The following is a 26,035-nucleotide window of genomic DNA, read 5'->3' on the forward strand; positions in this document are numbered from 1 at the left end:
ACGAGAACAAACCGAGTGATCAAACCCAAGAAACGGTCATAGTGCGTCTAATACACGTTATGCTAAAGAATCGCCTGCGCTGCGATATTTTCGCATGCGATTTTTTAACATAACGTTGGCTACATTATGCGCACTATGATTGTAGCACCAATATAGTCATGTCACTTTGGTATACTTAAAAGAAAAAACCCGCTTTTAGTTAAATCCATATCATGCTTACACCTTCTCTTTGATTAAAGAGCGGCCTTTCGACCGCTTAATTAAGTTATTTCAGTCCTGCTTGTTTAAGTATTTTAATAACAATCACCGTAACTTATTCTGGAAAGTCGAGTATATCAACGTCCATCGACTGGTGAATGACGCGTGAAATGAAGATGTCGTCATCCTGCAACATGTAATAGATGGAATGCTTCTTGAACTCGAAGCGGCGCATTCCTGCGCATATCCAATCACATTCCCTACCAATCCAGGGAGATATGGCTAGTAACTCGAAAGTTCTTTTCAGTTCATCGTGATAACGCTTCGCCTGGTTTTGACCAAATTGCTGTATCGTATAACGGGCAATATGAAATATGTCGTCATCAGCCAATTCGGAAAACTTATACATTTAAATCCTTCGCTGCCATTACAAAAATATCATCCATGCTGTTTTTGCTGACAGGAGAATTCAGGCCAGCCAGCACCATTTCACGAACATTCTGAATACGCTGCTCGCGAGCCTCCATCAGGCGCAAAGCATCGCGGACAACTTCGGATGTGTTGCCATAACGACCAGATTGGATCATATCACCAACGAATCCGTTGAAGTGCTCACCAAGGGTTACACTAGTTACTCGTGCCATAAATTCGTCTCTTCATGTATTACTGAGTAATACAATTATAACAAGGCATAATAATGATCGCCAGCGGACTATGTTAATCCCAACGCTGACACGTTTTTTCGTCTTCGTACTTGAATGATTTTTACTCAACGGGTTTAGAAAGAGGGATATCTTTTTGCCCCGCGTAGAAGACCACGAGAGTAGCGCCCTCTTTGCCTGTGTAACCTCGATGAGTGCTGTCAACCATCTCGGATAACACCTCTCCCGCCTTCATAAGACGTTTTTCACCACTGGATTTTTTCTCTGCCGTTAACACCCCGCTCAACACGTAAGCTGCATTAGGTATCGGGTGCTCATGCCAGGCAAGACTGGTATTTGGAGCAATAGTAATTTTGAGAACTGAAAGCTGAGGAGTGCCTTTAGGGTATTCCTGATAAGACACGCCATCCCAAGACTTTTCAGTCTCAAGCAATTTTTCAACGTTAATACCAGCAGTATTGCCGCTATGGGCTTGAGTGAAAAACGGCGCAATGAGGAAAGCAAAAGATGTAAAGGCTGATAAAGTTCGAATAGATAGCCGCATATGGAATCCTTGTGCATAGTGCATAAATTGGGTAGATGCCCTGTGGAGAACCATACCATGCGCACCATGATTACTTTAGAACTTTTTAAGATACAACTTTCTCCCCTGAAAACTCCGAAAACATCATTACATCACAATGTCTGTTGAAATACTTAGGATTTACTTGACCGGTACAAAGGATACGAGTATATATTTTTCATAATTTTTTTTTATATATCTGTATTTTCAGCCTCATATACCCAATGGATTTCAAGATGCATCGCGGCGGCAAGGGAACGAATCCCCGGGAGCATAGAGAACTATGTGACCGGGGTGAGTGAGTGCAGCCAACAAAGAAGCAACTTGAAAGATAACGGATATATTCATTTATCTAGATGGATATCCTAAGTTAGCTTCTTGTTCCATGCTTTTATTTTATATAACAATTTATTAAACCAGAAAATATGAAGGGAGGAAGGATGAGCAATGTTATCAGAGAAATAAGTGACGCTAATATTGCATATGCAGCAACTTTTGGTGATAAAAAAAACCTTGGTTTACCTGCTGTCAGGCGATTTGCCATATTGACTTGTATGGATGCTAGGTTAGATCCAGCAAAATTTGCAGGTTTATCTGAAGGTGACGCTCATATTATTCGGAATGCAGGCGGAAGAGCCAGTGATGATGCCATTCGCTCACTTATTATTTCCTATAAACTTTTTGGCACAAAAGAGTGGTTTGTCATTCACCATACTAATTGTGGGATGGAACTTTTTACAGACAATATCATGGGCGATCTACTGGAAAGCAGCCTGGAAAGCGCGATAATGACGGATGAAGGATTTAAAGATGTCGGCAACGGTACAGGATCATCTGAAGGAAAATATATCAAATGGCTTACCATTAACAATCAAGTTGATAGCGTAGTTGAAGATATTCATCGTATTCGTACCCACCCTCTTGTCCCCGCAAATATCTCCATATATGGGTACATATTTGATGTGAAGTCAGGAAAATTAATTGAAGTTCCTGAAGCAGCAAGTATTGCAGAAGATGCTTGATTTTTTAGCAAATAAGGGCGTTCTGGCTAGAATGAATCTATGTTCATCCCCGTTTTTGTATTTTGTAACCACCGATCTTGATTTATGATGGACTTTATTTAAATTTATCCGGCGTCAATGTGGACAAGGATGTTCAGTTAATCTCCCGCCCTGTATAGTTAATCAGACAACACGACTAATCCTCATCCTCCGTTGGTAAAATAGCATTGGGTAAAGCACTAAAAGTTCCCCAATAGAAGGCGATTAGAGAAATCACTGCTACTGCCACAATATCCCAAGGCGCGGGAATAATTCCCTTACCGCCAAATGGGCCTAAATAGGACAAAATGATCATGGCACTGTAAAAACTAATCAACCATAAAGCAGAGGTTATCTGTTGACGCAAACTCACTTTGCCTATCGGAACTTTATTTTTAAATAACAAGTAGATAAAAAACAAGATAATCTGTAATCCAAGTAGCCAAGAAACGGTTTTCCAACCAGACCAGTAAACAATGAAGGCGGAAATAATAAAGGAAAGCGGACCAATGATCGCAAACCATTTAACATAAAAAGGACGCTTTATCTCCTTGGCATTACGACGTAAGGCAGAAGCAGTTACTGGCGCTAATGCGTAGCTCAGAATTAACGCCGCAGAAACAACACTGATGAGTTTTTCCCATGAAGGAAAAGGTAATGTCCAAAAAACAGAAAGAATAAATGTCAACCAAAGTGCAGGACGTGGTATCCCCGATTTTTCATCGACATGGGTAAACACATTAAATAACGTCCCACTTTTTGCCCAACCATAAACTACACGGGGAGTGGCATTCATATAAATATTCCCAGTACCACTTGGAGAGATCACCGCATCACATACCACCAAAAAAGCGAGCCACCCCACACCGAGGATTAAGGCTATATCACGAAACGGCAATGAAAAATATTGCCCAATGTTATTCCAGCCACTAAAAAGTAGATCAGAGGGGATCCCACCAAGGAACGCTAACTGTAATAAAACATAAATAACCGTAGACAGTGAAATAGAGAGAATGAGGGCAATAGGAATTGTTTTTTGGGGTTTTTCCACTTCACCAGCGACGGAAATAATGGGCGTTAGGCCAAGATAGGCAAAAATAATGCCTCCGGTTGAAACCGCAGCTTCAATACCCGATATCCCAAAAGGAGAAAATCCGTGAACTTGCAGATTACTCGGATTGAAATAATTAAATAGGATAATAATGACGAGCAGCGGAACGATAAACTTGAAAATACTAATAATATTGTTGGATTTTGCAAAGGTTTTCACGCTGTTGTAATTAAGGTAAAAGAAAAATGCTAATAAGACAAATTGAACCAGCCAGCCTGTCAGAGTCGGATCACCCGAACCCGGCTGACTGAGAAAGGGGAACCACGCCGCCGCATATTGTCGAGCAGCGACGACTTCGATGGCTATTAGGCTGGAAAATGCGATTAAGGTGATGGAACCCATTAAATATCCCATGAGTTCGCCATGAGAAAACACCGGATAACGGATAATGCCACCTGATTTCGGCAGTGCCGCACCCAGTTCGCAATAAACAATGCCGAGTAACAGCACGGCGATACCACCAATCAGCCAGGAAAAAATCCCGGCAGGCCCTGCAATAACAGACACATGACTGGCTGCAAATAACCAGCCAGAACCAAAAATAGCCCCTAATCCGATGAAGGTTAAATCCGTGAGTGTTAACTGTTTCTTAAATTTACCCTGCCCTGAATCGGATTTTGGCCGTGAAGAGGCTTTGTATAGCGCCATAATTATTCGCCCTTTTCTGTTTCTTATTTGATATACGTCAAAGTCGGGTAACTGCGCGTTTTACAACACTTCCCGGCTCATCACCCCATTGATTAATCGAGAAATATTTAACGGATTATGGTCTTGCAGTGCGAGTGGAAGTAAGGATTTAGGATAGTTTTGGAAGCAGACTGGGCGCAGAAAACGCCAGATGGCCAGTGTACCAACTGAAGTCCCTCTCACATCGGAAGTTGCCGGGTAAGGCCCGCCATGAACCACGGCATCACAGACTTCAACGCCTGTCGGGTAGCCATTAACAACCACCCTGCCCGCAATGTTTTGTAATCGTCGACTGAGCTCATGTGCATTCGCTAATTCATCGTGCTCACCAATTAAGGTAGCGGTAAGCTGCCCCTGCAAACAGTCAATTGCGCGTAAAAGCTGATATTGGCTTTCGGCTTCAACCACAATAGCAACAGGGCCAAAAACCTCCTCTTGTAACAGAGCATTTTTATTCAACAATAAAGCAATATCTGCACGATACAACATTGCACTTGCCTGATTTTCATGATGTTCGCCAATGGCTAACCGTGTCATTAAGGGTTCATCATCCAGTTGATGAATACCTTTTTGGTAGTTAAGTAATGTGCCTTGGTTCAGCATTGACTGCGCCGGGCGAAGCGTGATTTCCTGCGTTAATTGAGTAATAAATTGATCAAACTCTGGTGAACGAATACCCAAGATTATTCCTGGCTTGGTACAAAACTGGCCGCTACCTAATGTGAATGAATTTGCCAGTTCTTGGGCGATCGGTTTCCCCCGCTGTGCTAAGGCGTTTGGCAGCACAATGACCGGGTTGATACTCGACATTTCAGCAAAAACCGGAATAGGTTGTGGTCGCTGCATCGCCATATCGAACAATGCACGTCCACCAGCAAGTGAACCGGTAAAACCAACGGCCTGAATAATGGGGTGTTTGACTAGATCGGCCCCCACGCTATTGCCATAAATCATATTGAATACACCCGCGGGCATTTGTGCGGCGATAATAGCGCGTCCAATGGCTTCTGCGATGATTTCGGCGGTAGCCATATGGCCGCTATGTGCTTTGAAAACAACGGAGCAGCCCGCCGCTAATGCTGACGCCGTGTCACCACCAGCAGTAGAAAAAGCCAACGGGAAATTACTGGCACCGAAAACCGCAATAGGGCCTAGAGGAATATGGCATTGGCGAATATCAACTCTAGGGAGGGGTTTTCTTGCAGGTTGCGCAGTATCAATGCGGGCAGCATGCATATCACCACGGCGTAACAGCGTGGCAAACAGCCTCATTTGCCCGCTGGTTCTCGACCGTTCACCTTGAATTCTGGCTGGTGGTAGCGCCGTTTCTTCTGATACAAGGGCAATGAAGTCATCACCAAGAGCATCAATTTCATCGGCAATTTTATCTAAAAAAACGGCACGTTCTTCTAACGATGTCTGGCTATAACGGGTAAATGCATCGGCGGCGGCTTGGGCGGCGAGATCGACCTCATGTCGTGTAGCTTGATAAAACGCATAACCCGTTGGTGCGTTATCCACCGCCCGCCGACTGTGCAAACAGCGTTCCCCCTCTGCTTGCCTGCGACCACCAATAAACTGCCTACCTGAATGTGTTACCAACATAGCGCTTCCTCCAAGGATATCAAAAACAGTTACCGCTCCATTCAGAGACCGACATCAGGCAGTGAAGGACGATTAGCAAGGGCTTGTTCTACAATGGCGCGAACTTCAGCCAATGTTTCCCTTTCGAGAGGTAGACGCGGTGGACGGGTAATGGCACTCCCACGGCCAACCATCTCTTCACACAACTTGATGCATTGCACCAAATCAGGACGGAAATCCAAATGCAACAGAGGCATAAACCAGCGATATAATTCCCGAGCTTCTTCATAACGTTTCTGTTTAGCCAGACGGAATAAAGTCTCCCCTTCCCGTGGAAAAGCATTTGACATACCTGAAATCCAACCTTCCGCGCCCACTGCGACTGACTCTAAAACGACGTCATCCAAACCAGCAAAAAGAATGAAGCGATCACCCGCTTCATTGGGAATATCACTAAAAGGACGGGTATTGCCTGATGAATCTTTAAATGCCACGATATTTTCGCAATCGGCCAGAGAGGTCAGAATTTTCGGCGTAATATCATTTTTATACAGCAGAGGGTTGTTATATAGCATGACGGGTAAATCGGTAGAGGCAGCAATTGTACGGAAATACACTCGGTTTTCTTTCGGTGTTGGCGTATAAACCAGTGGCGGCATGATCATCACTCCATTAGCCCCTGCCTGACGGCATTCAGAGACCATTTTGCACGCATTATCGGTTGTCAATTCTGCGATACCCGAAAGAACGGGAACTTTTCCACCAGCAACATCTAATGCGAGTTCAACGATAGTACGCTTTTCTTTCATAGACAGAGATGTATTTTCCCCCACAGAACCATTGACGACTAAACCGGAAACCCCATCTTTAATCAGGTTGGTCATTACCTTCTGTGTGGCATCCAAATTAATGGAAAAATCGGAGTTAAATTGTGTTGTCACTGCTGGAAAAACACCATGCCAATTAACTTTTCTCTTGTTCATCGCTCTATCCTTTGATCGCCATTGATTTACTTGATATTTAGAATGCGAATTGTTTTTATCTTGTTAAAAAAATGTGATTCATTGGTTTTAATGGAATAATGGCTATTTCACTACAGAGAAGCTTGTCACTTTTCACAGTAAACAATGACGAAATTAGCATAATAGGAATGGCAAACTTATTGGATCACAAAAGAACGGAAAGACTGGAAGCATGAGTAAAACGGTAAATTACTCCACCCCTATTGACTGACGAAAATCACTGGGCGTGAGTCCAGTTGAGGTCTTAAATTGCCGAGTAAATGCGCTGTGATCGGTATAACCACATCGCAAAGCGACATCTGTGATAGGTAATTCCGTCGCCAGCAATTCAGACGCTTTTTCAATTCTAATTTTGTGGATCATCTGCCGAGGTGTCAGGTGAAAGATACGTTTACAGTAACGTTCCAATTGAGCAACCGAGAGGCGTGTTAAATGAGTTAGCTCGTCGAGGCGAATTGTTCGATCAAAATGTTCACGAATATAATCATCGACGATAGCCAACTTTTGGTACACAGGGTGATTTTCCTTAACTTCCATCAAATCATGAGAAATTCCTGCCATACCAATAATGTGATTATGTTGGTTATACAATGGCAATTTATATGTCATGCACCAACCTGCTTTGCGTCCATGATAAAAGTGGAGTTCCAGTTGGTTTTGGATAATTACCCCTTGATGCAACACACGTAAATCCTGTTCCGTGTAACAACTGCCCATCTGAGCAGGAAAGATTTCGGAAGAGGTTTTACCGAGTAGCGAAGAGATCGACTTAAATCCGCAGCGTGTGGCTAGCGTAAGGTTCGCAATTAGATAACGTGCTTTAATATCTTTGATAAAGAAAACCACGCTGGGAATCGCATTTAGCAATGGTGTAATTAAGGCAACCGCATTGAGAATATCTTGCAGGTTACTGGGTTTGTGATTAACTAATCCACTACAAAGCGCCGCTAAAAACTCAACATTACAAGCATCATGACCATTTGTGCCAATGCCGTTTCGGTATATATTCATCATCGATATCTCCAGTCTATTACCCGTAAAATAGGATTTTTGACTCGTGTCTGGTTAATTTGATTTTATAGATTAATTTATACATTGTTCTTCTGGTAAAAACAGAAATCATCATCAGTTTTATTTATAATTTTTCATTGTGCTGATTTCAGCATATTGCAGTATGAAATTCATCAAGCGGCAAACGAAATACTACGCCACTATTTATACCCTATGGATTTCAAGATGGATCGCGACGGCATTAAAAATACGTTAATTGGGTGGCTTTATGGCAGATAAACATGATTATCAGATTGTTCGCGTCATTGATTCACACACCGGTGGAGAACCCACCCGGACAGTAATCGAGGGATTTCCGTCTCTTGGCAAAGGAACCGTTGCCAAACAGCGTCAACGCTTTGAAACCGAATTTGATCACTGGCGCAAGGCTCTCATTCTTGAACCCAAAGGGAATGATGTGTTGGTCGGTGCACTTTTATGTCCGCCTGCTGTACCTGATGCCGATATGGGAGTGATTTTCTTTAATAACGCGGGGTACTTAGGCATGTGCGGCCACGGCACTATGGGCCTTATTGCTTCGCTCTATCATCTGGGCTGGTTGACCCCCAGCCAATATAAAATTGAGACGCCGGTTGGAATTGTAGAGGCGGTACTCCATCAGGATGGCGCAGTGTCTGTTTATAATGTCCCCTCTTATCGTTATCAGCAAAATGTCACTGTCAACGTGCCCGGTGTGGGTGATGTTAATGGAGATATTGCCTGGGGCGGAAATTGGTTTTTTCTGATCGGTCAGCATAACCTGTTTCTAACCCCCAACCATATCGATGAACTTACGCAATACAGTTGGGCCGTTAGGCAAGCACTGGCCCAAGCGGGGATCACCGGTGAAAAGGGTGAGTGTATCGACCATATTGAATTGTTTGCTCCTGATAACCATGCTGATAGTCGCAATTTTGTGTTATGTCCGGGAAAAGCCTATGACCGTTCACCGTGTGGCACTGGAACAAGTGCTAAGTTAGCCTGCTTAGCGGCGGATGGAAAATTGCAGCCGGGTGAGATTTGGTGCCAGTCCAGCATTATTGGTAGTGTTTTTGAAGCCCAATATCAGTGGATTGGTCAGAAAATTGCCCCAGTGATCCGGGGAACAGCGCATGTTTACGGTGATAACAAATTAATCATTGCCAAGAGCGATCCTTTTGTCTGGGGAATCAATGTATGACGCCCTGCCAAACATCGGATGTCATTATCGTTGGTGCTGGCATCGTTGGAGCCGCATGTGCTTATCAGTTAGTACAGGATGGTTTGAGAGTTGTTGTGATTGATGAGGGTGGTAAAGGGGCGACACAGGCAGGAATGGGGCATCTCGTGTGTATGGACGATAATCCTGCTGAATTGGCACTGAGTAGTTACTCATTAGATATATGGCGAACATTCACCCCACATATGCCAGAAAATTGTGCATGGCGTGGATGTGGCACACTTTGGCTGGCGGATGCTGAGGATGAAATGGCACTTGCTGAGGAAAAGAGCGCACGTCTCGCCGCCTATGGCATTGAGAATATGCCGATGACAGCAACACAGATTCACCAGATGGAACCGATGGTGAGGCGTGGGATTGCTGGTGGTTTGTCTGTTCCTGGGGATGGGATGGTCTATGCGCCGAATGTCGTACACTGGTTTCTTGCTAGCGGTAATGAAAAAATTCAGTTTATTAAAGGCCAAGTGCATGCCTTAAAGCCTCAGACCGTTGTGCTACGTGATGGAAAGAAATATTGCGCGCCGAGAATATTGTTAGCAAATGGGCTGTGGAGCACACATCTGTTACCTGAATTACCGCTTGTTCCTAAAAAAGGGCAATTGGCGATTACCGATCGTTACCCTACCTGCATCACACATCAACTGGTGGAATTAGGGTACAGCGCCAGTACACATGCATCGAATGGCACGTCAATCGCTTTCAACGTTCAGGCTCGCCCTACTGGTCAGCTCTTAATCGGTTCTTCACGCCAGTTCCATAACGAAAAACACACTATTGATCTCGGACTACTCCGTTCTATGCTCCAGCGAGCACTTCATTTTTTACCTCAGCTTGGTCAGATGAATATTTTACGTTGCTGGTCCGGCTTTCGTGCTGCAACTCCAGATGGCTTGCCTCTATTGGGACAGCATCCTGCTTATGAATGGCTATGGCTGGCCGTAGGCCATGAAGGATTAGGTGTGACGACCGCACCGGGCAGTGCCAAAATCATCTCCGCATTGATGCTGAATAGCAAAACGGAGATTGATCCCTTGTCTTACCAGCCTGCACGTTTTACTGCTATGGCCCATCAGAGGTTGCTATGACACTCAACAAACCCCCATTTATTGCTCTGTTTATCGATGGCGAATTGATCACCGTGCCTACGGGGATTACTGTTGCGGCGGCGCTAGCTTATACCGGTGATGAACATTGCCGTATATCTGTATCACATCAATTAAGAGTACCTTTTTGTGGTATGGGGATCTGTCAGGAGTGCCGTTTGATGATCAATGGTCGCCACTGTGTCGCGTGCCAGACAGTTTGTGAAATGGGTATGAAAGTCGAGAGGATCTGAACATGGCAACATCATCTTCTTCTACAGTATTGCGTTGTGATGTGCTGGTTATTGGTGCAGGACCCGCGGGATTGGCTACTGCACAGGCGGCCATACAAGGGCAACAATCCGTTATCCTGATTGATGACAATCCCAGAGCAGGCGGACAAATTTGGCGTCAAGGGCCATTTCATACATTGCCACCGATGGCGAAACGTTATTTATCAGTAACATCAGAAGATGCCCTGATCTATTTACCCGGTTGTAAAGTGATTGCAGTAGACAACCAATGTGTGATTGTTGAAACGGCAAGCCAGCACCGAATAGTTCACTACCAACGCATCATTCTTTGTACTGGAGCCAAAGAAAAATTACTTCCCTTTCCCGGATGGACATTACCGGGTGTCACAGGTGCAGGCGGATTACAGGCGTTGATAAAAAGTGGTCTCCCCATGACGGGTGAGCGTGTTGTTATTGCCGGTAGCGGTCCCCTTTTGCTCGCGGTTGCGGAGACGGTAAAAAAAGCGGGAGGAAACATAGCTGGTATCGTTGAACAAGCGCCTTTACACCGCTTATTTTCGTTTGGCTTGCAGTTGTTCCGCTGGCCTAACAAGTTGCATCAAGCCATCACGCTCATACCGCTTAAAAATTATTACAAAAACAGTACGGTGTTGGGAGTGGAAACCTCGGTAGAAGGCAGGTTGACTGGTGTGTATATCAGCAATAAAGGGCAGAAGCAGAAACTATCCTGTACGCGTTTAGCTTGTGGTTTTGGTTTAAGACCCAATACGGAATTGGCACAATTGCTTGGTTGCTTGCTGGATGAACAAGGAAATATTCAGGTAGATGCGTGGCAACAGACGACCCTATCTGGTGTATATGCCGCAGGAGAATGCACAGGTATTGGTGGCAGTGAGCTTGCACTTTGTGAAGGATTTATTGCCGGGTTTGCAGCAAGTGGTCAATGCGCTCTGGCTGAAAAATGGCGGCAAAAACGAGTAAAATGGCAACATTTTGCAACCGCGGTGGCACAGACGTTTAAATTGAATGAAGAGATCGCACGGGCGCTTCCACCCGATACCTTGATCTGTCGTTGTGAAGACGTACATTTAAACGAGCTTGAACCCTTTCAGGATTGGAATAGTGCAAAAATGGCGACGCGGTGCGGTATGGGGGCTTGTCAGGGAAAAATCTGTTCTGCCATTCTCCACGATATCAAACATTGGGCAATACCCTCCCCTCGCATTCCACTATCCCCTACCAGTCTTGAAACGCTGGCAGCAGGAGACACGGAAAAATTAACTTTTCTGATTGATAGATAAATATCCCCCTTCGTTTATCAAACCGAATTCCCACTAAAAATCACAGTTTGTTTGGTCACCTTTGCTATGATTCACCTCAAAAATCATTAAAACCTATAATGAGTTACTTTAGAGATTGAGGTGTGAACATTTATGCATAAGACAAATGGAACCATTTTAGATGTACCGGGTGTTAAGGTTGGACATGCTGAAGATGAGTTGCAACAAACCGGTTGTAGCATCATTATTTTCGACGACGGCGCTGTTTGTGGCGTTGATGTCAGAGGTTCCGCACCGGGGACAAGGGAAACCGAGCTTTTAGATCCCATTAACACTGTCCAGAAAGTTAATGCCGTGGTGCTAAGTGGAGGGAGTGCTTTTGGATTAGATTCCGCCTCTGGCGTAATGCGCTATCTTGAAGAAAGAAAAAAAGGTTTTGATGTCGGTGTTACTGTCGTACCTATCGTTCCTGCCGCAATAATTTTTGATCTAAATTTTGGCGATCCTGCGGTGCGTCCTGACGCTAAAATGGGCTACCTTGCTGCCCAAAACGCTTCTGTAACCCCTTTTCCATCGGGAAATATTGGCGCTGGCACTGGGGCCACTATTGGTAAGATAGCCGGTTTTGACAAAGCCATGAAAGGTGGGCTTGGGACCGCATCGGTTAAATTACCTGATGGGCTAACAATTGGCGCAATGGTTGTTGTAAATGCTGTTGGTGAAATCAGAGACCCTAAAAATGGTAAAACTATTGCGGGCGCATGTGATGAAAACGGTCATCTTATCGATCTCATTCCCTACATTATAAAAAATAATAAAGATAATAATTTCACTCAGGGAACAAATACGACCATTGGCATAATTTGTTGTAACGCCAATATGAATAAAAGCCAGATGAAAAAAGTTGCCCAGATGGCTCATGATGGTCTGGCGAGGACAATATACCCCGTTCATACCATGAGTGACGGGGATACTATTTTTGCAGCGGCAACAGGTGGTGTGGACTCATCGGTGAATATTGTTGGTATTCTCGCGGCTGAAGTCATGGCTGCTGCGGTTTTAGATGCGGTGAAATCAGCTAAATCAAAATTTGGTGTTAGAGGTTATGCCGATTTAGCACTTTCGATTTAGCACACTTTCGATTTAACACTTTTAAGGTAAGGTAATGCTGGTAGCCGCCATGCACCAGTAGCCTTCCAAACTTGAACTACCCTAACAAACTCGATAAAAAGGTTAACATTATGTCAGACATTCGCCTGTATATGCTGCAAACCGGAACCATCAAATGTAAGGTTCACAACATTAAGATGAATCAGGGTAATGGTGCCGATTATGAAATTCCGATTCCCTTTTTTTTACTCACTCATCCTAACGGCCATACGCTAATTGACGGTGGCAATGCAGTTGAAACCGCAACTGACCCCGAAGGCTACTGGGGAACTATCACCAAAACCTACTGGCCGGTGATGCGTGAAGATGAAGGTTGTGTCGCTCAAGTTAAAAAGTTGGATATCGATCCCGCAGATATCCGCTATGTGGTGCAATCCCATCTTCATCTCGATCACACTGGTGCAATAGGACGCTTCCCTAACGCGACACATATCGTACAGCGACGTGAATATGAATACGCCTACACACCTGACTGGTTTGCTGCTGGTGGCTATATCCGCAAGGACTTTGACCGGCCAGGTCTGAAATGGGAGTTTCTCGATGGGGAACGCAATGACATGTTTGATGTTTACGGCGATGGCACGTTAAAAACGGTATTTACTCCGGGGCATTCGCCAGGACACCAATCACTACTGGTCACCCTGCCGAACAGTGGCAGCCTGCTGTTAACGATTGATGCCGCTTATACCCTCGACCACTGGGAAGAACGGGCGCTGCCGGGGTTTCTCACCTCTACCATTGAAACCGTACGTTCGGTGCAAAAACTACGGCATCTAGCCAAACGCACGAATGCAATCGTGGTAACGGGACACGATCCAGATGCCTGGCCAACATTCCGTCAGGCACCGGAGTATTACGATTAACTCGAATTTGTCAATCCAAAATAGCCAGAAACTAGAAAGTGGATGTTTCTGGCTTGGCACTCATTTTACGAAAGTTTAACCAACTATACCCTATGGATTTCAAGATGCATCGCGACGGCAAGGGAGTGAATCCCCGGGAGCATAGCAAACTATGTGACCGGGGTGAGCGAGTGCAGCCAACAAAGAGGCAACTTGAAAGATAACGGATATATCCGAGAATAACCGTTATTCCTCCCCTCCCTCTCTTAGCCAATCATTGACAAAAGACTGGGCATTTTCAGATTTAAATCCTATCGAAGATATGCCGGTTGGCTTCCATAAGAGCTCGATAGCACGAATCTTTTGGTTATAATCAAGAGCATTAAAGATTTCATTTAATTGTTCATCTAAAAGCAAATCTCGATATTGAAGAAAATATTCATCATTGAATTGATCGCAACATCCAGCAAAAAGCTTATTGCCGTTTTCACGATTGAACCCACAACATCTCACACGTTTAAAGCCAGCTTGATAATAAAAATCGCATATTTCATCATATCTGTATGCGTTGACGATAGGATTCAAAAATGCATCTACATTAACAGCAACCTGATCAACACTATCATCTAAATGATTAGCTGTACTATCGCCATATTGATTTCGACTTAAGTTATCGCATAGCTTATTCATTAAATCAGTATTTAAAAAATACTCTTCTGCATGATTTTGTTTTACAAAAATCTGCAAAAGTTCTCGCTGCCTCAATCGTTCATATTCTCCTATCGCGTTGTATAGCCAAATAAGCGCTATCCCCTCTTCATTTAATGAGCGTGAAGCGGCTAAAAAACCCTCTTGTGGAAATTCCATATGATGGATAACACCGGTAGAAACAACAACATCAAATTGATTATCTCGTGTTAGCTTCTCAATCGTATTATTTTCTAGCGTGACGTTATCCAACTGATGATAAGATATCAACTTATCTGCCACCTCTAACGCTTTATCCGTCATATCAATACCCACAAATTGGGTATCGGGATACATACTTGCCAGCCCTAGCAAACGATGCCCCGTTCCACAGCCTAAATCAAGCACATATTTTCCCGTTAAATAATCCGGCTTAAATATAAGCCTTATCACCGTAGCCATATCATAAATAAGATTGTCTCCAATAGCAGAACTAGGATATGGATATCGGTTATACATCGCTTTGACGTCCTGATTACTCATATTTATTTCTCCGAACAAAATGACAAATCAGTAGTACTAACCTATGATCACGAATAATAGATTACAAATGATAGTATAGATGTCACCCTCATAAATTTCATGACAACGAGTAATAAAATATTTCATAATTGGGAGAAAAATATCTTAAATTCAATTGGAATAGAAATTAGAGAGCAGTGGAGTTATTAATAATCACATTAATAAACATCTTAAATAGTTGAAGATCGAAACAAGATGAATATTAATTTATTCACACAAACATCATTTACTGTCATGTGGTCTTGAATACGTAAAATAGACATAAAGCTATATTAACACTCATATCACTATAAAGTGTTAATTTTATGGAAAATTATAAAACTTAAACATTAAAAATTCACTTTGACAATTTAAGCGATCAATTTTTTAATTAAATATTGCTTAATAAACAGAGACATAATTTTTTTGCCAACTATTTTTAGCGATAAAACTCCAAGCTTTCTTGCTCTATTTCTATGTACAGTATATTTTTATTTTAAATACTACAAAAAAGTCATGGCTGTGATTAGATAATATCAAATAGATATAATCACCACGATTTAGCCAGAATCGCTCGTATCTACAACAGGAGAAATACTATGCATGTCGGCATTATTGGGGCGGGGATTGGTGGTACATGTTTAGCCCATGGATTACGTAAACATGGAATAAAAGTGACGATATATGAACGAAACTCTGCCGCATCATCCATACTTCCGGGTTATGGAATTCATATAAATTCATTCGGTAAGCAAGCACTGCAAGAATGCCTCCCGGCTGAAAACTGGCTAGCCTTTGAGGAGGCATCAAGATATATTGGCGGACAATCCCAGTTTTATAATGAACGTATGCGTCTTCTCGCCGTTCATGGCGGTATTTCTCCAATGGCAGGGAAAATTATTTCCGAACAACGTTTGTCAATTAGCAGAACTGAACTGAAAGAAATACTCAACAAGGGGCTTGCAAATACCATTCAATGGGACAAAACATTCGTCCGTTATGAACATATTGAAAACGGTGGTATTAAAATTTTCTTTGCCGATGGCAGTCACGAAAATGTCGATGTCCTTGTCGGTGTAGACGGTAGCAATTCAAAAGTACGTAAGCAGTACCTTCCTTTTATCGAAAGATTCGATGTTGGTGTTAGTATGATCATTGGTCGTGCACGTCTTACCCCGGCTCTCACAGCGTTGCTACCCCAAAATTTCCGCGATGGTACACCCAATAGTATCGTCCCTAAAAGCCCCGACTGGTTGTTCATCTCTATGTGGCGTGCCCCAGTGAATATTCATGTAGAGGCATCCTTAGCGGAAATCGATAATTTTATCGTATGGGTTTACGTAGCAGCAACAGATAGTCTTCCTGGCAATATCACCGATTTTTCCGCTGAAGCCCTCTGCGATCTGGTCCAATCGCGTATGATTTCGTGGGACCCAAGCTTACATACTCTGGTTCAACAAAGTGATATGAAAAACATCTCTCCGCTACATTTACGCAGTATGCCCCATCTTCTACCCTGGAAATCCAGCACCGTCACATTACTTGGGGATGCTATTCACAACATGACGCCAATGGCAGGCTCAGGGGCGAACACAGCGCTGCGAGACGCACTTTTACTCACGCAGAAGCTTGCTAGTGTAGCGTCCGGCCACGAAGAGTTAGTCAAGGCAATTTCAGATTATGAGCAACAAATGCGCGCATATGCTAATGAGATCGTTGGAATTTCACTGCGCAGCGCTCAGAACGCTGTAATACATTTTTCAATACCACCATTGAAACAACGGCATTTGAGCATAAGAAGAAATAAATCTCAAAGTCATCAACACCGACGTTAATATTCCGAGTAAATTGTCATACCGGAACGAATTCCATATCATTACTCTAGATACACTTATACCCAATAGATTTCAAGATGGATCGCGACGGCTAAGGGAGCGAATCCCCGGGAGCAGAAATAACGATGTGACCGGGGTGAGGGAGTGCAGCCAACAAAGAGGCAACTTGAAAGATGACGGATATATTATAAACGCCACCAGTAGATATATCATACTGGTGGCTTGGCTTAATTAATTATGCAATTTTTACCCAAGGATAAGCATCAGATGTTCCTGCACCATCTGGCTCGGTGCCTCTATTCCACCATTTAGCTTCCCAATTTTGATTGTTCCAACTCACTCTATCGCCGGCCTTATATGCCCTATTTGCATCCCAGACAGGGTAATCACTCCCTGTATCGGGATGAATGGGATCAACCGGTTCAACATTAACACCCTTGAAGTAGAATGGTGTCATATCTATTTTTTCCGTGATTAACTCACAACCAAGCCCTTCCCTCGCCGCATTGACCAATAAACCACGATCTTGATCGGCGGTCCATGTAAATATTCCCCCCAGATTCTTTTCTAGTGCATATTGTGCTTTAGATTTAACGGAACGAGGGGTATCAAGAGAAATAAACAACTGACTATCCTTATTATAGAGATAATCAGCATCTGCTATTTCATCGGTATATAAGTCAAAATTATTTCTTCCCCTCTTTTCTTCCAAATCCAGATAATTATATATCGTGTCGTACCATTCTGTGGTCCCTGATTCAAACGAGCCGGTTGTGGTAATCTTCGGTTCTTTTTTCGGAACATAACCAGGATCATAACTGCCGGATAATGGAGAATAACTATCAATAACCGTATTTCTGCCATTGCGTGAATAGCCGGTGTAACCAATATTAATGGCAGATGCAGGCACACCAAGACTCAATAAATATTCAACCGCCTTTTCTACACTATTCTCACCACTAGGATAATTGCGGAGATTGGTGTGATGTAACAACCTTTCAGCCCACGGCGTACCAAAGAAATCATAGGTCATAACGTTAACACCATATAGCCCAACTTGCAGTAATTCAGGTATTTTTGATTTTTCCATTTTCTCTGGTACCGCCGAACAAGCGATACTTATTTTTATATCTGAACGCCCTGCTTCTTTAAAAGCAGCAGTTAAATCTTTAATTAAACTAACATAATAATCGCCATCGTCTGGCGCATACATGTTACCTTCATTTCCAGCAACGCCCGGATACTCCCAATCAATATCAATTTCGGTAAACATAGGGAAACGTTGGAATATATCCACTAGACTCGAACAGAAATAGGATTTTAGTGTTTCGTCTCTGACCATAGCATAAAAGCCATTACTCATGGTCCAACCACCGACACTAAATGACATAATAAGATCATGGCCTTGAGCTTTTGCAGCTTGTTGAACTTTAGCCAATCCACCTAATACGCCCATACTTTTAGATTGATCGAAATCCCTTGGCATTTGGATATCTTGCCAACCAGAATAAGTACAATTCTGATAAGATTGGCAATCTCCCCAAGCATCTGTGAATGTCACTTCTCCATTATTGGTGCGGGCAAATAATGGCGCTTGCTCTTTAATTTGCTGCTTCTTTTCGCCCTCATCACCTAATATTCCACAGAAACCAATAACTAATTTATCATAAGCAAAAGGATTATCTAAAAGGTGCTGTAAATCTATTCCTCTACCTCGACGAATGGGATCTTGATTTCCTTGTAATCGACCGTCATATTGCGACCAATCTGTATAATAACCAAAAACTTTAGGTTTATTTCGTGTGTCATATTTATTATAGACTGGTAATGCGATTCTTCCCGATGTGTAACTGAAATTTATTGTTTCAGTTGATGGATTGAAATTATCTATCTGATAAGACTGCTCACTAAAAGAATCTGTCTGGATTATTTTTGACATAAATCACCTCGACTAGATATCAGTTTATTTTTCGATGAACACTCCAATTGCTTTATTTGCGCGGTAACATAATTACATTCTAGTTTGTATTCTTAGGAAAACAAATAATTGTTATTTGTTTGATTGTTAATGATCAACTAAAATTTATGTCAACGGGATTTATATTACCGACCATTTACTATCAGATTGCAAAAACAAATAATTGCAAATTGTAAATATATTAATTGTCATTGTTACAATTACCTCCTCAATTAAATTTGTAAATTAATTTTTACGAACCATTTATTTTAATTTTATTTCAAATTGACTGCTTTTTATATTTTATATCTATACTAATTTGTATCCTTAGGGAGTTCGTTTCTTCAAAATATTATTACCATTCTTATATATGGAGATTAAAATGAAAGCTAAAGATGTTCAGCCAACCATTATTATTAATAAAAATGGCCTTATCTCTTTGGAAGATATCTATGACATTGCGATAAAACAAAAAAAAGTAGAAATATCAACGGAGATCACTGAACTTTTGACGCATGGTCGTGAAAAATTAGAGGAAAAATTAAATTCAGGAGAGGTTATATATGGAATCAATACAGGATTTGGAGGGAATGCCAATTTAGTTGTGCCATTTGAGAAAATCGCAGAGCATCAGCAAAATCTGTTAACTTTTCTTTCTGCTGGTACTGGGGACTATATGTCCAAACCTTGTATTAAAGCGTCACAATTTACTATGTTACTTTCTGTTTGCAAAGGTTGGTCTGCAACCAGACCAATTGTTGCTCAAACAATTGTTGATCATATTAATCATGACATTGTTCCTCTGGTTCCTCGCTATGGCTCAGTGGGTGCAAGCGGTGATTTAATTCCTTTATCTTATATTGCACGAGCATTATGTGGTATCGGCAAAGTTTATTATATGGGCGCAGAAATTGACGCTGCTGAAGCAATTAAACGTGCAGGGTTGACACCATTATCGTTAAAAGCCAAAGAAGGTCTTGCTCTGATTAACGGCACCCGGGTAATGTCAGGAATCAGTGCAATCACCGTCATTAAACTGGAAAAACTATTTAAAGCCTCAATTTCTGCGATTGCCCTTGCTGTTGAAGCATTACTTGCATCTCATGAACATTATGATGCCCGGATTCAACAAGTAAAAAATCATCCTGGTCAAAACGCGGTGGCAAGTGCATTGCGTAATTTATTGGCAGGTTCAACTCAGGTTAATCTATTATCTGGGGTTAAAGAACAAGCCAATAAAGCTTGTCGTCATCAAGAAATTACCCAACTAAATGATACCTTGCAGGAAGTTTATTCAATTCGCTGTGCACCACAAGTATTAGGTATAGTGCCAGAATCTTTAGCTACCGCTCGGAAAATATTGGAACGGGAAGTTATCTCAGCTAATGATAATCCATTGATAGATCCAGAAAATGGCGATGTTCTACACGGTGGAAATTTTATGGGGCAATATGTCGCCCGAACAATGGATGCATTAAAACTGGATATTGCTTTAATTGCCAATCATCTTCACGCCATTGTGGCTCTTATGATGGATAACCGTTTCTCTCGTGGATTACCTAATTCACTGAGTCCGACACCCGGCATGTATCAAGGTTTTAAAGGCGTCCAACTTTCTCAAACCGCTTTAGTTGCTGCAATTCGCCATGATTGTGCTGCATCAGGTATTCATACCCTCGCCACAGAACAATACAATCAAGATATTGTCAGTTTAGGTCTGCATGCCGCTCAAGATGTTTTAGAGATGGAGCAGAAATTACGCAATATTGTTTCAATGACAATTCTGGTAGTTTGTCAGGCCATTCATCTTCGCGGCAATATTAGTGAAATTGCGCCTGAAACCGCTAAATTTTACCATGCAGTACGCGAAATCAGTTCTCCTTTGATCACTGATCGTGCGTTGGATGAAGATATAATCCGCATTGCGGATGCAATTATTAATGATCAACTTCCTCTGCCAGAAATCATGCTGGAAGAATAAAAAGAAAATCACTGAAAGTTTTTCAATCATCTCTTGACTAAAAATACAGAATCCCATTTATACCCAATAGATTTCAAGATAGATCGCGGCGGCAAAGGAGCGAATCCCCGGGAGCATAGCAAACTATGTGACCGGGGTGAGTGAGTGCAGCCAACAAAGAGGCAACTTGAAAGATAACGGGTATATACCCTATGGATTTCAAGATGCATCGCGGCGGCAAAGGAGCGAATCCTCGGGAGCATAGATAACTATGTGACCGGGGTGAGTGAGTGCAGCCAACAAAGAGGCAACTTGAAAGATAACGGGTATACTGATGGTAGAAACAGTACGAGTACACAAGAGGTTTTGTATGATCATTTTTGTGACAGGAGCAACTTCAGGTTTTGGTGAATCAATTGCCAGAAAATTCATTCAAAACGGTGCTAAAGTTATTGCGACTGGACGCCGTAAAGAACGGTTAGAAAAATTAAAAGCTGAGCTGGGTGATAACTTTTACTTTGTTCAACTTGATGTCACTGATCGGGCCGCTATCAACCAGGTTGTAGAACAATTACCCGAATCACTCCGCCATATCGATATTTTAGTCAATAATGCCGGTTTAGCGCTTGGATTAGAACCCGCTCATCTGGCTAATTTGGATGACTGGGAAATAATGATTGATACCAATGTCAAAGGGCTCGTCAATATGACCCGTGCTCTACTGCCTGAAATGGTAAAAAGAAATCATGGGCATATTATTAATATCGGTTCTACCGCTGCAAGCTGGCCATATTCCGGTGGGAATGTTTATGGCGCAACTAAAGCCTTTGTCAAACAGTTTAGTTTAGGCTTACGAGCCGATTTGCAGGGAAAAAATATCCGTGTCACTGATATAGAACCCGGCTTAGTGAGTGGCACTGAGTTTTCTTTAGTACGTTTTAAAGGCGACAATGATAAAGTGAATAAAACCTACGATGGCACGCAAGCATTAACCGCCGAAGATGTCACTGAAGCTGTTTTTTGGGTCGCTAATTTACCTGCTCATGTCAACATTAATACATTAGAAATGATGCCAGTTTGCCAGTCATTTGCCGGGCTTAGTGTGCACAGAAATGAATAATTACACTCTTCTTGATAATTTGTTGAACATCTTAATGCTATCTTATAATTTATCTATCTGATAGTTTCTTATTGTGCCATCTAAATTGGCTCCACTCACGCTACTCTCAAGAGAATTCAAGAGGATAAAAGATGAATATTTGTAATTCTTTGATATTAAAAGCCATGCCAGCTATCGCTCTGGCAATACCATTGTTATGGCAAACGCCAGCATTGGCGGCAACTTGTACTTCTGGAAGTACCTGCGTCACAGTGAATGGCAGCGGAGATTCTGTGCTCGATAAAGAAGCCGCTCGTCAAAGCAAAGAACAATGGAATGAAACAAAGAATCTTCGCACTAAAGTTAATAAACGTGCCGAGAAAGAGTTCGACAAGTTCGATAAAGCCATTGATGCTCGTGATACATGTATGAAAAGTACCAATATCAATGCTTATTGGGAACCCAATACCGAACGTTGTTTAGACAGCAATACAGGTATGCCCATCAGACCGTAATATAAGGTGATGATAATGAAGATGAAGAAAGCGCTTTTATTTAGCGCGCTACTCTTTACCCTACCTCCATTTGCACTTGCTGCACAAGCTTCATGCGAAAGCGTGAAAGAACAAATTGCGCAGAAAATTATCAATAATGGTGTGCCGGAATCTGGCTTTACATTGGAAATTGTTGCTAATGACCACATTGAACAAGCCGGTGGTAAAATCGTTGGGTATTGTGAAAATAATACCAAAAAGATTGTGTATATCCGGCAAGGAAGCCAATCTTCCAAGTAAACCCACATTCTCTTTCTGAAGGAAAATACACAAAATTCAGAGAAAATATTACGCCAATATTTTACCGTTGATGAATGATGAGACGAATAGAGGTCGAGGCTATACGCCCTCGGCCCCTTTTCACATTATCTCTATCTCTATGTGAACAGCGGCCATCCTTGACAAGCGGACCTGAATGCTAGCCTTAATATCGCTTCCTATGTAAACCATTAGCTTTTTTAAAACTGACAATTTAAATAATTAAATTTAACATTATAACGTTTTGGAATATAAATATTTTCTGAATATCATCATATTGAAAATTTAAAATAGGAAACGTTATGGGTGATCTTATCACTAAGAAAATTCGCTTTGCCGTGGTATTTTTTATAGCATTAGTTGTATCAGGATGTAGCGCTGTCGCAGAAAATCAAACAGAAGACCAGAATTTTAATGGCAACAACAATACGCAATATGTAAAAATTTATTTGCATAATAATACATCACATTCATTAGTGGCTGAAAAAACAGACTTACTTTGGGGAAGTTGGATTGAAAAACCATCATCATCAATATCCGCATATAGTCACGATTCATTTGCCTCAAAAGGTAAGATTTTTAGTGGCACCGAGGGCAAAATTATTTATCGTTTACCCAATGGTGAAGATAAGTTAAATGTTCACTGGAACCTTTCATATTGGGGTGTTCAGAACCACAATATCCATCTCTCCGAGGCATCAACTCATTATAAACTTGAGAAAACAGTTAAAAGCTCATCTTCTTTAGGCATACAGATTGATATTTATCTCACTGAAAAAAATATAGACAACAATTATAAAATTGCCGTGATGTCAGATCCTCAGCCGTGGCGTTTAGATCCTGAACAGGGCGATCCTAATGCCGACAAAAAACCGTGGGAAGAATTAAATAAAAAGGTAGCAAATAGTATCAATAATATTTATGACCGCAATCATCTTGCTTTTGGCATTGTTAATGGTGATCTTACCGAGTTTGGACGCGCTAGTACCAGAAAAAGCCTTGAGGAGATATATACATCAAAAATCAAATTCCCGCTATTTATGGGATTAGGAAATCATGATTATGCAAATAATGTTAATGATTGTACTTATCCAGAAGGTTTTGATTTCAGTCGTAATGCCTGCGCCAGATCTGCTGTCTTTGATATGGCAAAGAGAATAAGTGGTTATAGTAAAGAATTGAATAATTTCTCCTATGACTATGATAATGAAGCATGGAAAGGCAGTTTATCTTATTCCTGGGATTTCGGGGATATTCATTATGTTCAATTGCAAAACTATCCTACCTATAATGTCAATTTGGACCACTATGTCAGCCCAACCGTTTATATTACAAAATCCCTTGATTGGTTGGAAAGCGATCTTGAATCTGCTCAGACAAGAGGAAAAGCTGTAGTTTTAAATTTTCACGATGGGTATGACCATTTTATTAATAACAGCAGTTATGCTGAAAAAGAAAAATTTAAGTCGCTGATTAAAAAATACAACGTTATGGCTGTTTTCGTTGGGCATTCACATTTCCTTAAAGAATACACCGCCTCGGTATTTGGAAATGCAAGAGTCTATGACAGTGGAGCACTATTTAAAGGTGATTTCTTTATCATTGATGTTAACAAAAAATGCATGCAAATATCTGCATATAATGGAATAGACGGTACTCCAAAGTTTGTTAAAAAAATGACCACTGTTTGTGGTAAATAGAGATACATCGTACTGAGATTTTAGATTGATAAAAAACCTCACTTTCCACAAGTGAGGTTTTCTTATTGATTGCTTATAGATCACAATCACGATATTTATGTATATACCCGTCATCTTTCAAGATGCCGTTTTTAGCACCTGAAAATGGTCGTTAATTCCAGACATCAGCGAGTCCGCTATATCAGGTAGCGTTGTGGTGAAAAATTTGAAGACTTTGTCTCGAAATTCATGTTTATCAGCGAAATAACGGTTATTTCGAACAGGTTCATTCATAACCTTCCATAATCGTTCTATCGGGTTTAAATTTTGGCTATATGAAGGAAGGTAATGTCACTCAATGTTGCTAACATAAGCCTACTCCTCCACAAAATGAGCTTTGTTGTCACCCGCACCATCCACAATAAGATGAATTTTTTAATATTTTCCATTTATTAATCATCCTGAATTCGATGATAGGAATATTTTTGATATTACGTCACAAATATCACCCGCTAAAACACCATTATCTCAAGAGGAGATACAAGCTCATATTGCTGCCGGCAATAAAAGAAGAAATAAAAAAAGCAAATAATCTTATTATTAGGGAGTAGCATAGGATGCTCCCCTGATAACATTGCTGATAAAAGATCACAGGAAACAATGTACTTGATTAGAAAACCGAACTCTTTAATAAATTTACCCGCTCTTAATTAATAAAACCGACAAAGAAAAAAATAACTTGCATAAAATAACTTATTTTGGTAGCTATAATTGAGAATACTAATGTCAACAATGAGGGCAAACTGAATGACTAAATTCATCCTTACGCTGTCTATTATCCTTGGTCTTACAGGGTGTGTTTCGCAGAAACAACCACTTTCTCTTGATTACATCGCAGGTAATGAAACATTTCATTTATCCAAACCTTGTATAGAACAAGCTCTTCCTGTAGGAGAAGTCGGTGATGATTTAGCTGTGAATGCCAATAACATTTTTATTAAGGTTAAAAAAGGACTGAATTGTAGTGACCGGTTCAAACTTTTTTTAGCAAGAAACTTAGGGAAAGAGTTGTTTATTTACTTTGACGGTAAGCCAGTCATAAAAACCAGACTTGTTTCTATGATTCATCCAGAAGAAGGCTTCCATCAAGCAGTAGAATCGAAATCATTGTCAGATGGAATTCTTAGATCCTTGAATTAATGAAAAGCCTATGGTTGCTACTCTTGTGTTTCATTTATCCATCAAAAAAAGCAAACCATAGGCTCAACTTTAAGCGTTGTAAATGATCCTAATGACTTGACCTATAGAGTAACTTTTAAACCTAATACGATCCGTACCAGCACCATTATTATCCGTAATTTGATGTGATCCAGGTCCCGTTGTACTTATTCGTTTCACTCCAGTCGATACGGGATATTCAATTTCAACACCAAAAGCTGATGGGGCCGATGAGTCGGTATCAAAACTTATGGTATATACTGAAATTCCTGAATGCATCCGAAGATCAACCCACGGTCCCCATGTTATATGTAGATTAATGAGTTATTAAATGATATATACCCGTAATCATTGAAGATGCTTGATTTTATCCGAAATGGAGATCATTATCCTCGCTATGAAAATATTCATTACCGATGAACAAAAAGCCGAACTTGAACATCTCCATCACACCTGCCGTGATA

Annotated in this window: 25 protein-coding genes and 1 pseudogene; 15 read left to right on the forward strand and 11 right to left on the reverse strand. The window is 41.5% G+C overall.

Annotation, left to right across the window (positions count from 1 at the left end; all coding sequences use genetic code 11):
• Nucleotides 1–313 precede the first annotated feature (313 nt).
• The 3 genes from AACQ38_RS21830 to AACQ38_RS21840 form a co-directional block, all read right to left on the reverse strand.
• Entirely contained in the window at nucleotides 314–607 is a 294-nt protein-coding gene (locus tag AACQ38_RS21830; RefSeq protein WP_041380078.1) for a type II toxin-antitoxin system RelE/ParE family toxin, read from the reverse strand.
• Nucleotides 600–842, reverse strand: a complete 243-nt coding sequence (locus AACQ38_RS21835) for a type II toxin-antitoxin system ParD family antitoxin (RefSeq protein WP_011146500.1) — start codon at nucleotides 840–842, stop codon at nucleotides 600–602. The genes AACQ38_RS21830 and AACQ38_RS21835 overlap by 8 nt, the downstream gene beginning before the upstream one ends.
• A gap of 121 nt (nucleotides 843–963) precedes the next feature.
• On the reverse strand, nucleotides 964–1,458 hold the full coding sequence (locus tag AACQ38_RS21840; protein ID WP_238409178.1) for a cupin domain-containing protein: 495 nt from the start codon (nucleotides 1,456–1,458) through the stop codon (nucleotides 964–966).
• A gap of 404 nt (nucleotides 1,459–1,862) precedes the next feature.
• Between AACQ38_RS21840 and AACQ38_RS21845 the strand changes: the two genes are divergently transcribed.
• The gene (locus tag AACQ38_RS21845) at nucleotides 1,863–2,444 is read left to right on the forward strand and encodes a beta-class carbonic anhydrase (RefSeq protein ID WP_011146498.1); all 582 of its coding nucleotides are present in this window, start codon (nucleotides 1,863–1,865) and stop codon (nucleotides 2,442–2,444) included.
• A 175-nt stretch (nucleotides 2,445–2,619) separates the two neighbouring features.
• On the opposite strand, the gene AACQ38_RS21850 is transcribed toward AACQ38_RS21845, so the two are convergent.
• The 4 genes from AACQ38_RS21850 to AACQ38_RS21865 form a co-directional block, all read right to left on the reverse strand.
• Nucleotides 2,620–4,221: an APC family permease gene (locus tag AACQ38_RS21850; protein ID WP_165579071.1), complete on the reverse strand. Its 1,602-nt coding sequence runs from the start codon at nucleotides 4,219–4,221 to the stop codon at nucleotides 2,620–2,622.
• 60 nt (nucleotides 4,222–4,281) lie between these two features.
• A complete protein-coding gene (locus AACQ38_RS21855; protein WP_165579072.1) occupies nucleotides 4,282–5,865 on the reverse strand; it encodes an aldehyde dehydrogenase (NADP(+)) in 1,584 nt (527 codons plus the stop codon).
• 41 nt (nucleotides 5,866–5,906) lie between these two features.
• Nucleotides 5,907–6,827, reverse strand: a complete 921-nt coding sequence (locus AACQ38_RS21860; protein ID WP_165579073.1) for a dihydrodipicolinate synthase family protein — start codon at nucleotides 6,825–6,827, stop codon at nucleotides 5,907–5,909.
• A 228-nt stretch (nucleotides 6,828–7,055) separates the two neighbouring features.
• Nucleotides 7,056–7,880 (reverse strand): helix-turn-helix domain-containing protein, encoded by an 825-nt coding sequence (locus AACQ38_RS21865; protein WP_165579074.1) that lies wholly within the window; start codon nucleotides 7,878–7,880, stop codon nucleotides 7,056–7,058.
• A gap of 265 nt (nucleotides 7,881–8,145) precedes the next feature.
• Between AACQ38_RS21865 and AACQ38_RS21870 the strand changes: the two genes are divergently transcribed.
• From AACQ38_RS21870 to attM, 6 genes are all read left to right on the forward strand, one after another.
• Nucleotides 8,146–9,096: a 4-hydroxyproline epimerase gene (locus AACQ38_RS21870; protein WP_165579075.1), complete on the forward strand. Its 951-nt coding sequence runs from the start codon at nucleotides 8,146–8,148 to the stop codon at nucleotides 9,094–9,096.
• Complete coding sequence (locus AACQ38_RS21875; protein WP_165579076.1) at nucleotides 9,093–10,220, forward strand: NAD(P)/FAD-dependent oxidoreductase; 1,128 nt, start codon at nucleotides 9,093–9,095, stop codon at nucleotides 10,218–10,220. Before AACQ38_RS21870 ends, AACQ38_RS21875 begins: the two co-directional genes overlap by 4 nt.
• Nucleotides 10,217–10,471, forward strand: a complete 255-nt coding sequence (locus AACQ38_RS21880; RefSeq protein ID WP_112872252.1) for a 2Fe-2S iron-sulfur cluster-binding protein — start codon at nucleotides 10,217–10,219, stop codon at nucleotides 10,469–10,471. Before AACQ38_RS21875 ends, AACQ38_RS21880 begins: the two co-directional genes overlap by 4 nt.
• A gap of 2 nt (nucleotides 10,472–10,473) precedes the next feature.
• The gene (locus AACQ38_RS21885) at nucleotides 10,474–11,772 is read left to right on the forward strand and encodes an FAD-dependent oxidoreductase (RefSeq protein WP_165579077.1); all 1,299 of its coding nucleotides are present in this window, start codon (nucleotides 10,474–10,476) and stop codon (nucleotides 11,770–11,772) included.
• Nucleotides 11,773–11,904: 132 nt separating this feature from the next.
• Nucleotides 11,905–12,882 carry a P1 family peptidase gene (locus AACQ38_RS21890; RefSeq protein WP_011146489.1) on the forward strand — a complete coding sequence of 326 codons (978 nt, stop codon included), beginning with the start codon at nucleotides 11,905–11,907 and terminating at the stop codon, nucleotides 12,880–12,882.
• A 110-nt stretch (nucleotides 12,883–12,992) separates the two neighbouring features.
• Nucleotides 12,993–13,784 (forward strand): AttM family quorum-quenching N-acyl homoserine lactonase, encoded by a 792-nt coding sequence (attM, locus tag AACQ38_RS21895; protein WP_192881306.1) that lies wholly within the window; start codon nucleotides 12,993–12,995, stop codon nucleotides 13,782–13,784.
• Between the two features lie 225 nt (nucleotides 13,785–14,009).
• Here attM and AACQ38_RS21900 read toward each other — a convergent pair whose 3' ends face one another.
• Nucleotides 14,010–14,993 (reverse strand): class I SAM-dependent methyltransferase, encoded by a 984-nt coding sequence (locus AACQ38_RS21900; protein WP_242685654.1) that lies wholly within the window; start codon nucleotides 14,991–14,993, stop codon nucleotides 14,010–14,012.
• Between the two features lie 617 nt (nucleotides 14,994–15,610).
• Here AACQ38_RS21900 and AACQ38_RS21905 point away from each other — a divergent pair.
• On the forward strand, nucleotides 15,611–16,846 hold the full coding sequence (locus AACQ38_RS21905) for a stiblene epoxidase (RefSeq protein WP_165579078.1): 1,236 nt from the start codon (nucleotides 15,611–15,613) through the stop codon (nucleotides 16,844–16,846).
• A 235-nt stretch (nucleotides 16,847–17,081) separates the two neighbouring features.
• On the opposite strand, the gene AACQ38_RS21910 is transcribed toward AACQ38_RS21905, so the two are convergent.
• Nucleotides 17,082–18,785 (reverse strand): glycosyl hydrolase family 18 protein, encoded by a 1,704-nt coding sequence (locus AACQ38_RS21910; RefSeq protein WP_165579079.1) that lies wholly within the window; start codon nucleotides 18,783–18,785, stop codon nucleotides 17,082–17,084.
• Between the two features lie 400 nt (nucleotides 18,786–19,185).
• Here AACQ38_RS21910 and stlA point away from each other — a divergent pair, with 400 nt between their 5' ends.
• From stlA to AACQ38_RS21940, 6 genes are all read left to right on the forward strand, one after another.
• On the forward strand, nucleotides 19,186–20,784 hold the full coding sequence (stlA, locus tag AACQ38_RS21915) for a phenylalanine ammonia-lyase StlA (RefSeq protein WP_113025188.1): 1,599 nt from the start codon (nucleotides 19,186–19,188) through the stop codon (nucleotides 20,782–20,784).
• A gap of 252 nt (nucleotides 20,785–21,036) precedes the next feature.
• Entirely contained in the window at nucleotides 21,037–21,174 is a 138-nt protein-coding gene (locus AACQ38_RS21920; protein WP_158538222.1) for a hypothetical protein, read from the forward strand.
• On the forward strand, nucleotides 21,134–21,883 hold the full coding sequence (gene ydfG, locus AACQ38_RS21925) for a bifunctional NADP-dependent 3-hydroxy acid dehydrogenase/3-hydroxypropionate dehydrogenase YdfG (RefSeq protein WP_113025189.1): 750 nt from the start codon (nucleotides 21,134–21,136) through the stop codon (nucleotides 21,881–21,883). Before AACQ38_RS21920 ends, ydfG begins: the two co-directional genes overlap by 41 nt.
• 131 nt (nucleotides 21,884–22,014) lie before the next feature.
• Nucleotides 22,015–22,377, forward strand: a complete 363-nt coding sequence (locus tag AACQ38_RS21930) for a DUF1283 family protein (RefSeq protein ID WP_165579080.1) — start codon at nucleotides 22,015–22,017, stop codon at nucleotides 22,375–22,377.
• 21 nt (nucleotides 22,378–22,398) lie between these two features.
• The gene (locus tag AACQ38_RS21935) at nucleotides 22,399–22,656 is read left to right on the forward strand and encodes a DUF1161 domain-containing protein (RefSeq protein WP_165579083.1); all 258 of its coding nucleotides are present in this window, start codon (nucleotides 22,399–22,401) and stop codon (nucleotides 22,654–22,656) included.
• Between the two features lie 320 nt (nucleotides 22,657–22,976).
• Complete coding sequence (locus tag AACQ38_RS21940; protein ID WP_165579081.1) at nucleotides 22,977–24,374, forward strand: metallophosphoesterase; 1,398 nt, start codon at nucleotides 22,977–22,979, stop codon at nucleotides 24,372–24,374.
• A gap of 117 nt (nucleotides 24,375–24,491) precedes the next feature.
• Here AACQ38_RS21940 and AACQ38_RS21945 read toward each other — a convergent pair.
• Nucleotides 24,492–24,788 (reverse strand): annotated as a pseudogene (locus tag AACQ38_RS21945) (transposase); the annotation flags it as partial.
• Nucleotides 24,789–25,160: 372 nt separating this feature from the next.
• Between AACQ38_RS21945 and AACQ38_RS21950 the strand changes: the two are divergent.
• Complete coding sequence (locus tag AACQ38_RS21950; protein WP_011146479.1) at nucleotides 25,161–25,553, forward strand: hypothetical protein; 393 nt, start codon at nucleotides 25,161–25,163, stop codon at nucleotides 25,551–25,553.
• 69 nt (nucleotides 25,554–25,622) lie between these two features.
• Here AACQ38_RS21950 and AACQ38_RS21955 read toward each other — a convergent pair whose 3' ends face one another.
• The gene (locus tag AACQ38_RS21955; RefSeq protein ID WP_339367082.1) at nucleotides 25,623–25,892 is read right to left on the reverse strand and encodes a colicin Z C-terminal domain-related protein; all 270 of its coding nucleotides are present in this window, start codon (nucleotides 25,890–25,892) and stop codon (nucleotides 25,623–25,625) included.
• Between the last annotated feature and the right edge of the window lie 143 nt (nucleotides 25,893–26,035).

It is taken from the genome of Photorhabdus sp. RW14-46 (genome assembly GCF_963887965.1).
In the GTDB taxonomy this organism is placed as follows: Bacteria; Pseudomonadota; Gammaproteobacteria; order Enterobacterales; family Enterobacteriaceae; genus Photorhabdus; species Photorhabdus laumondii.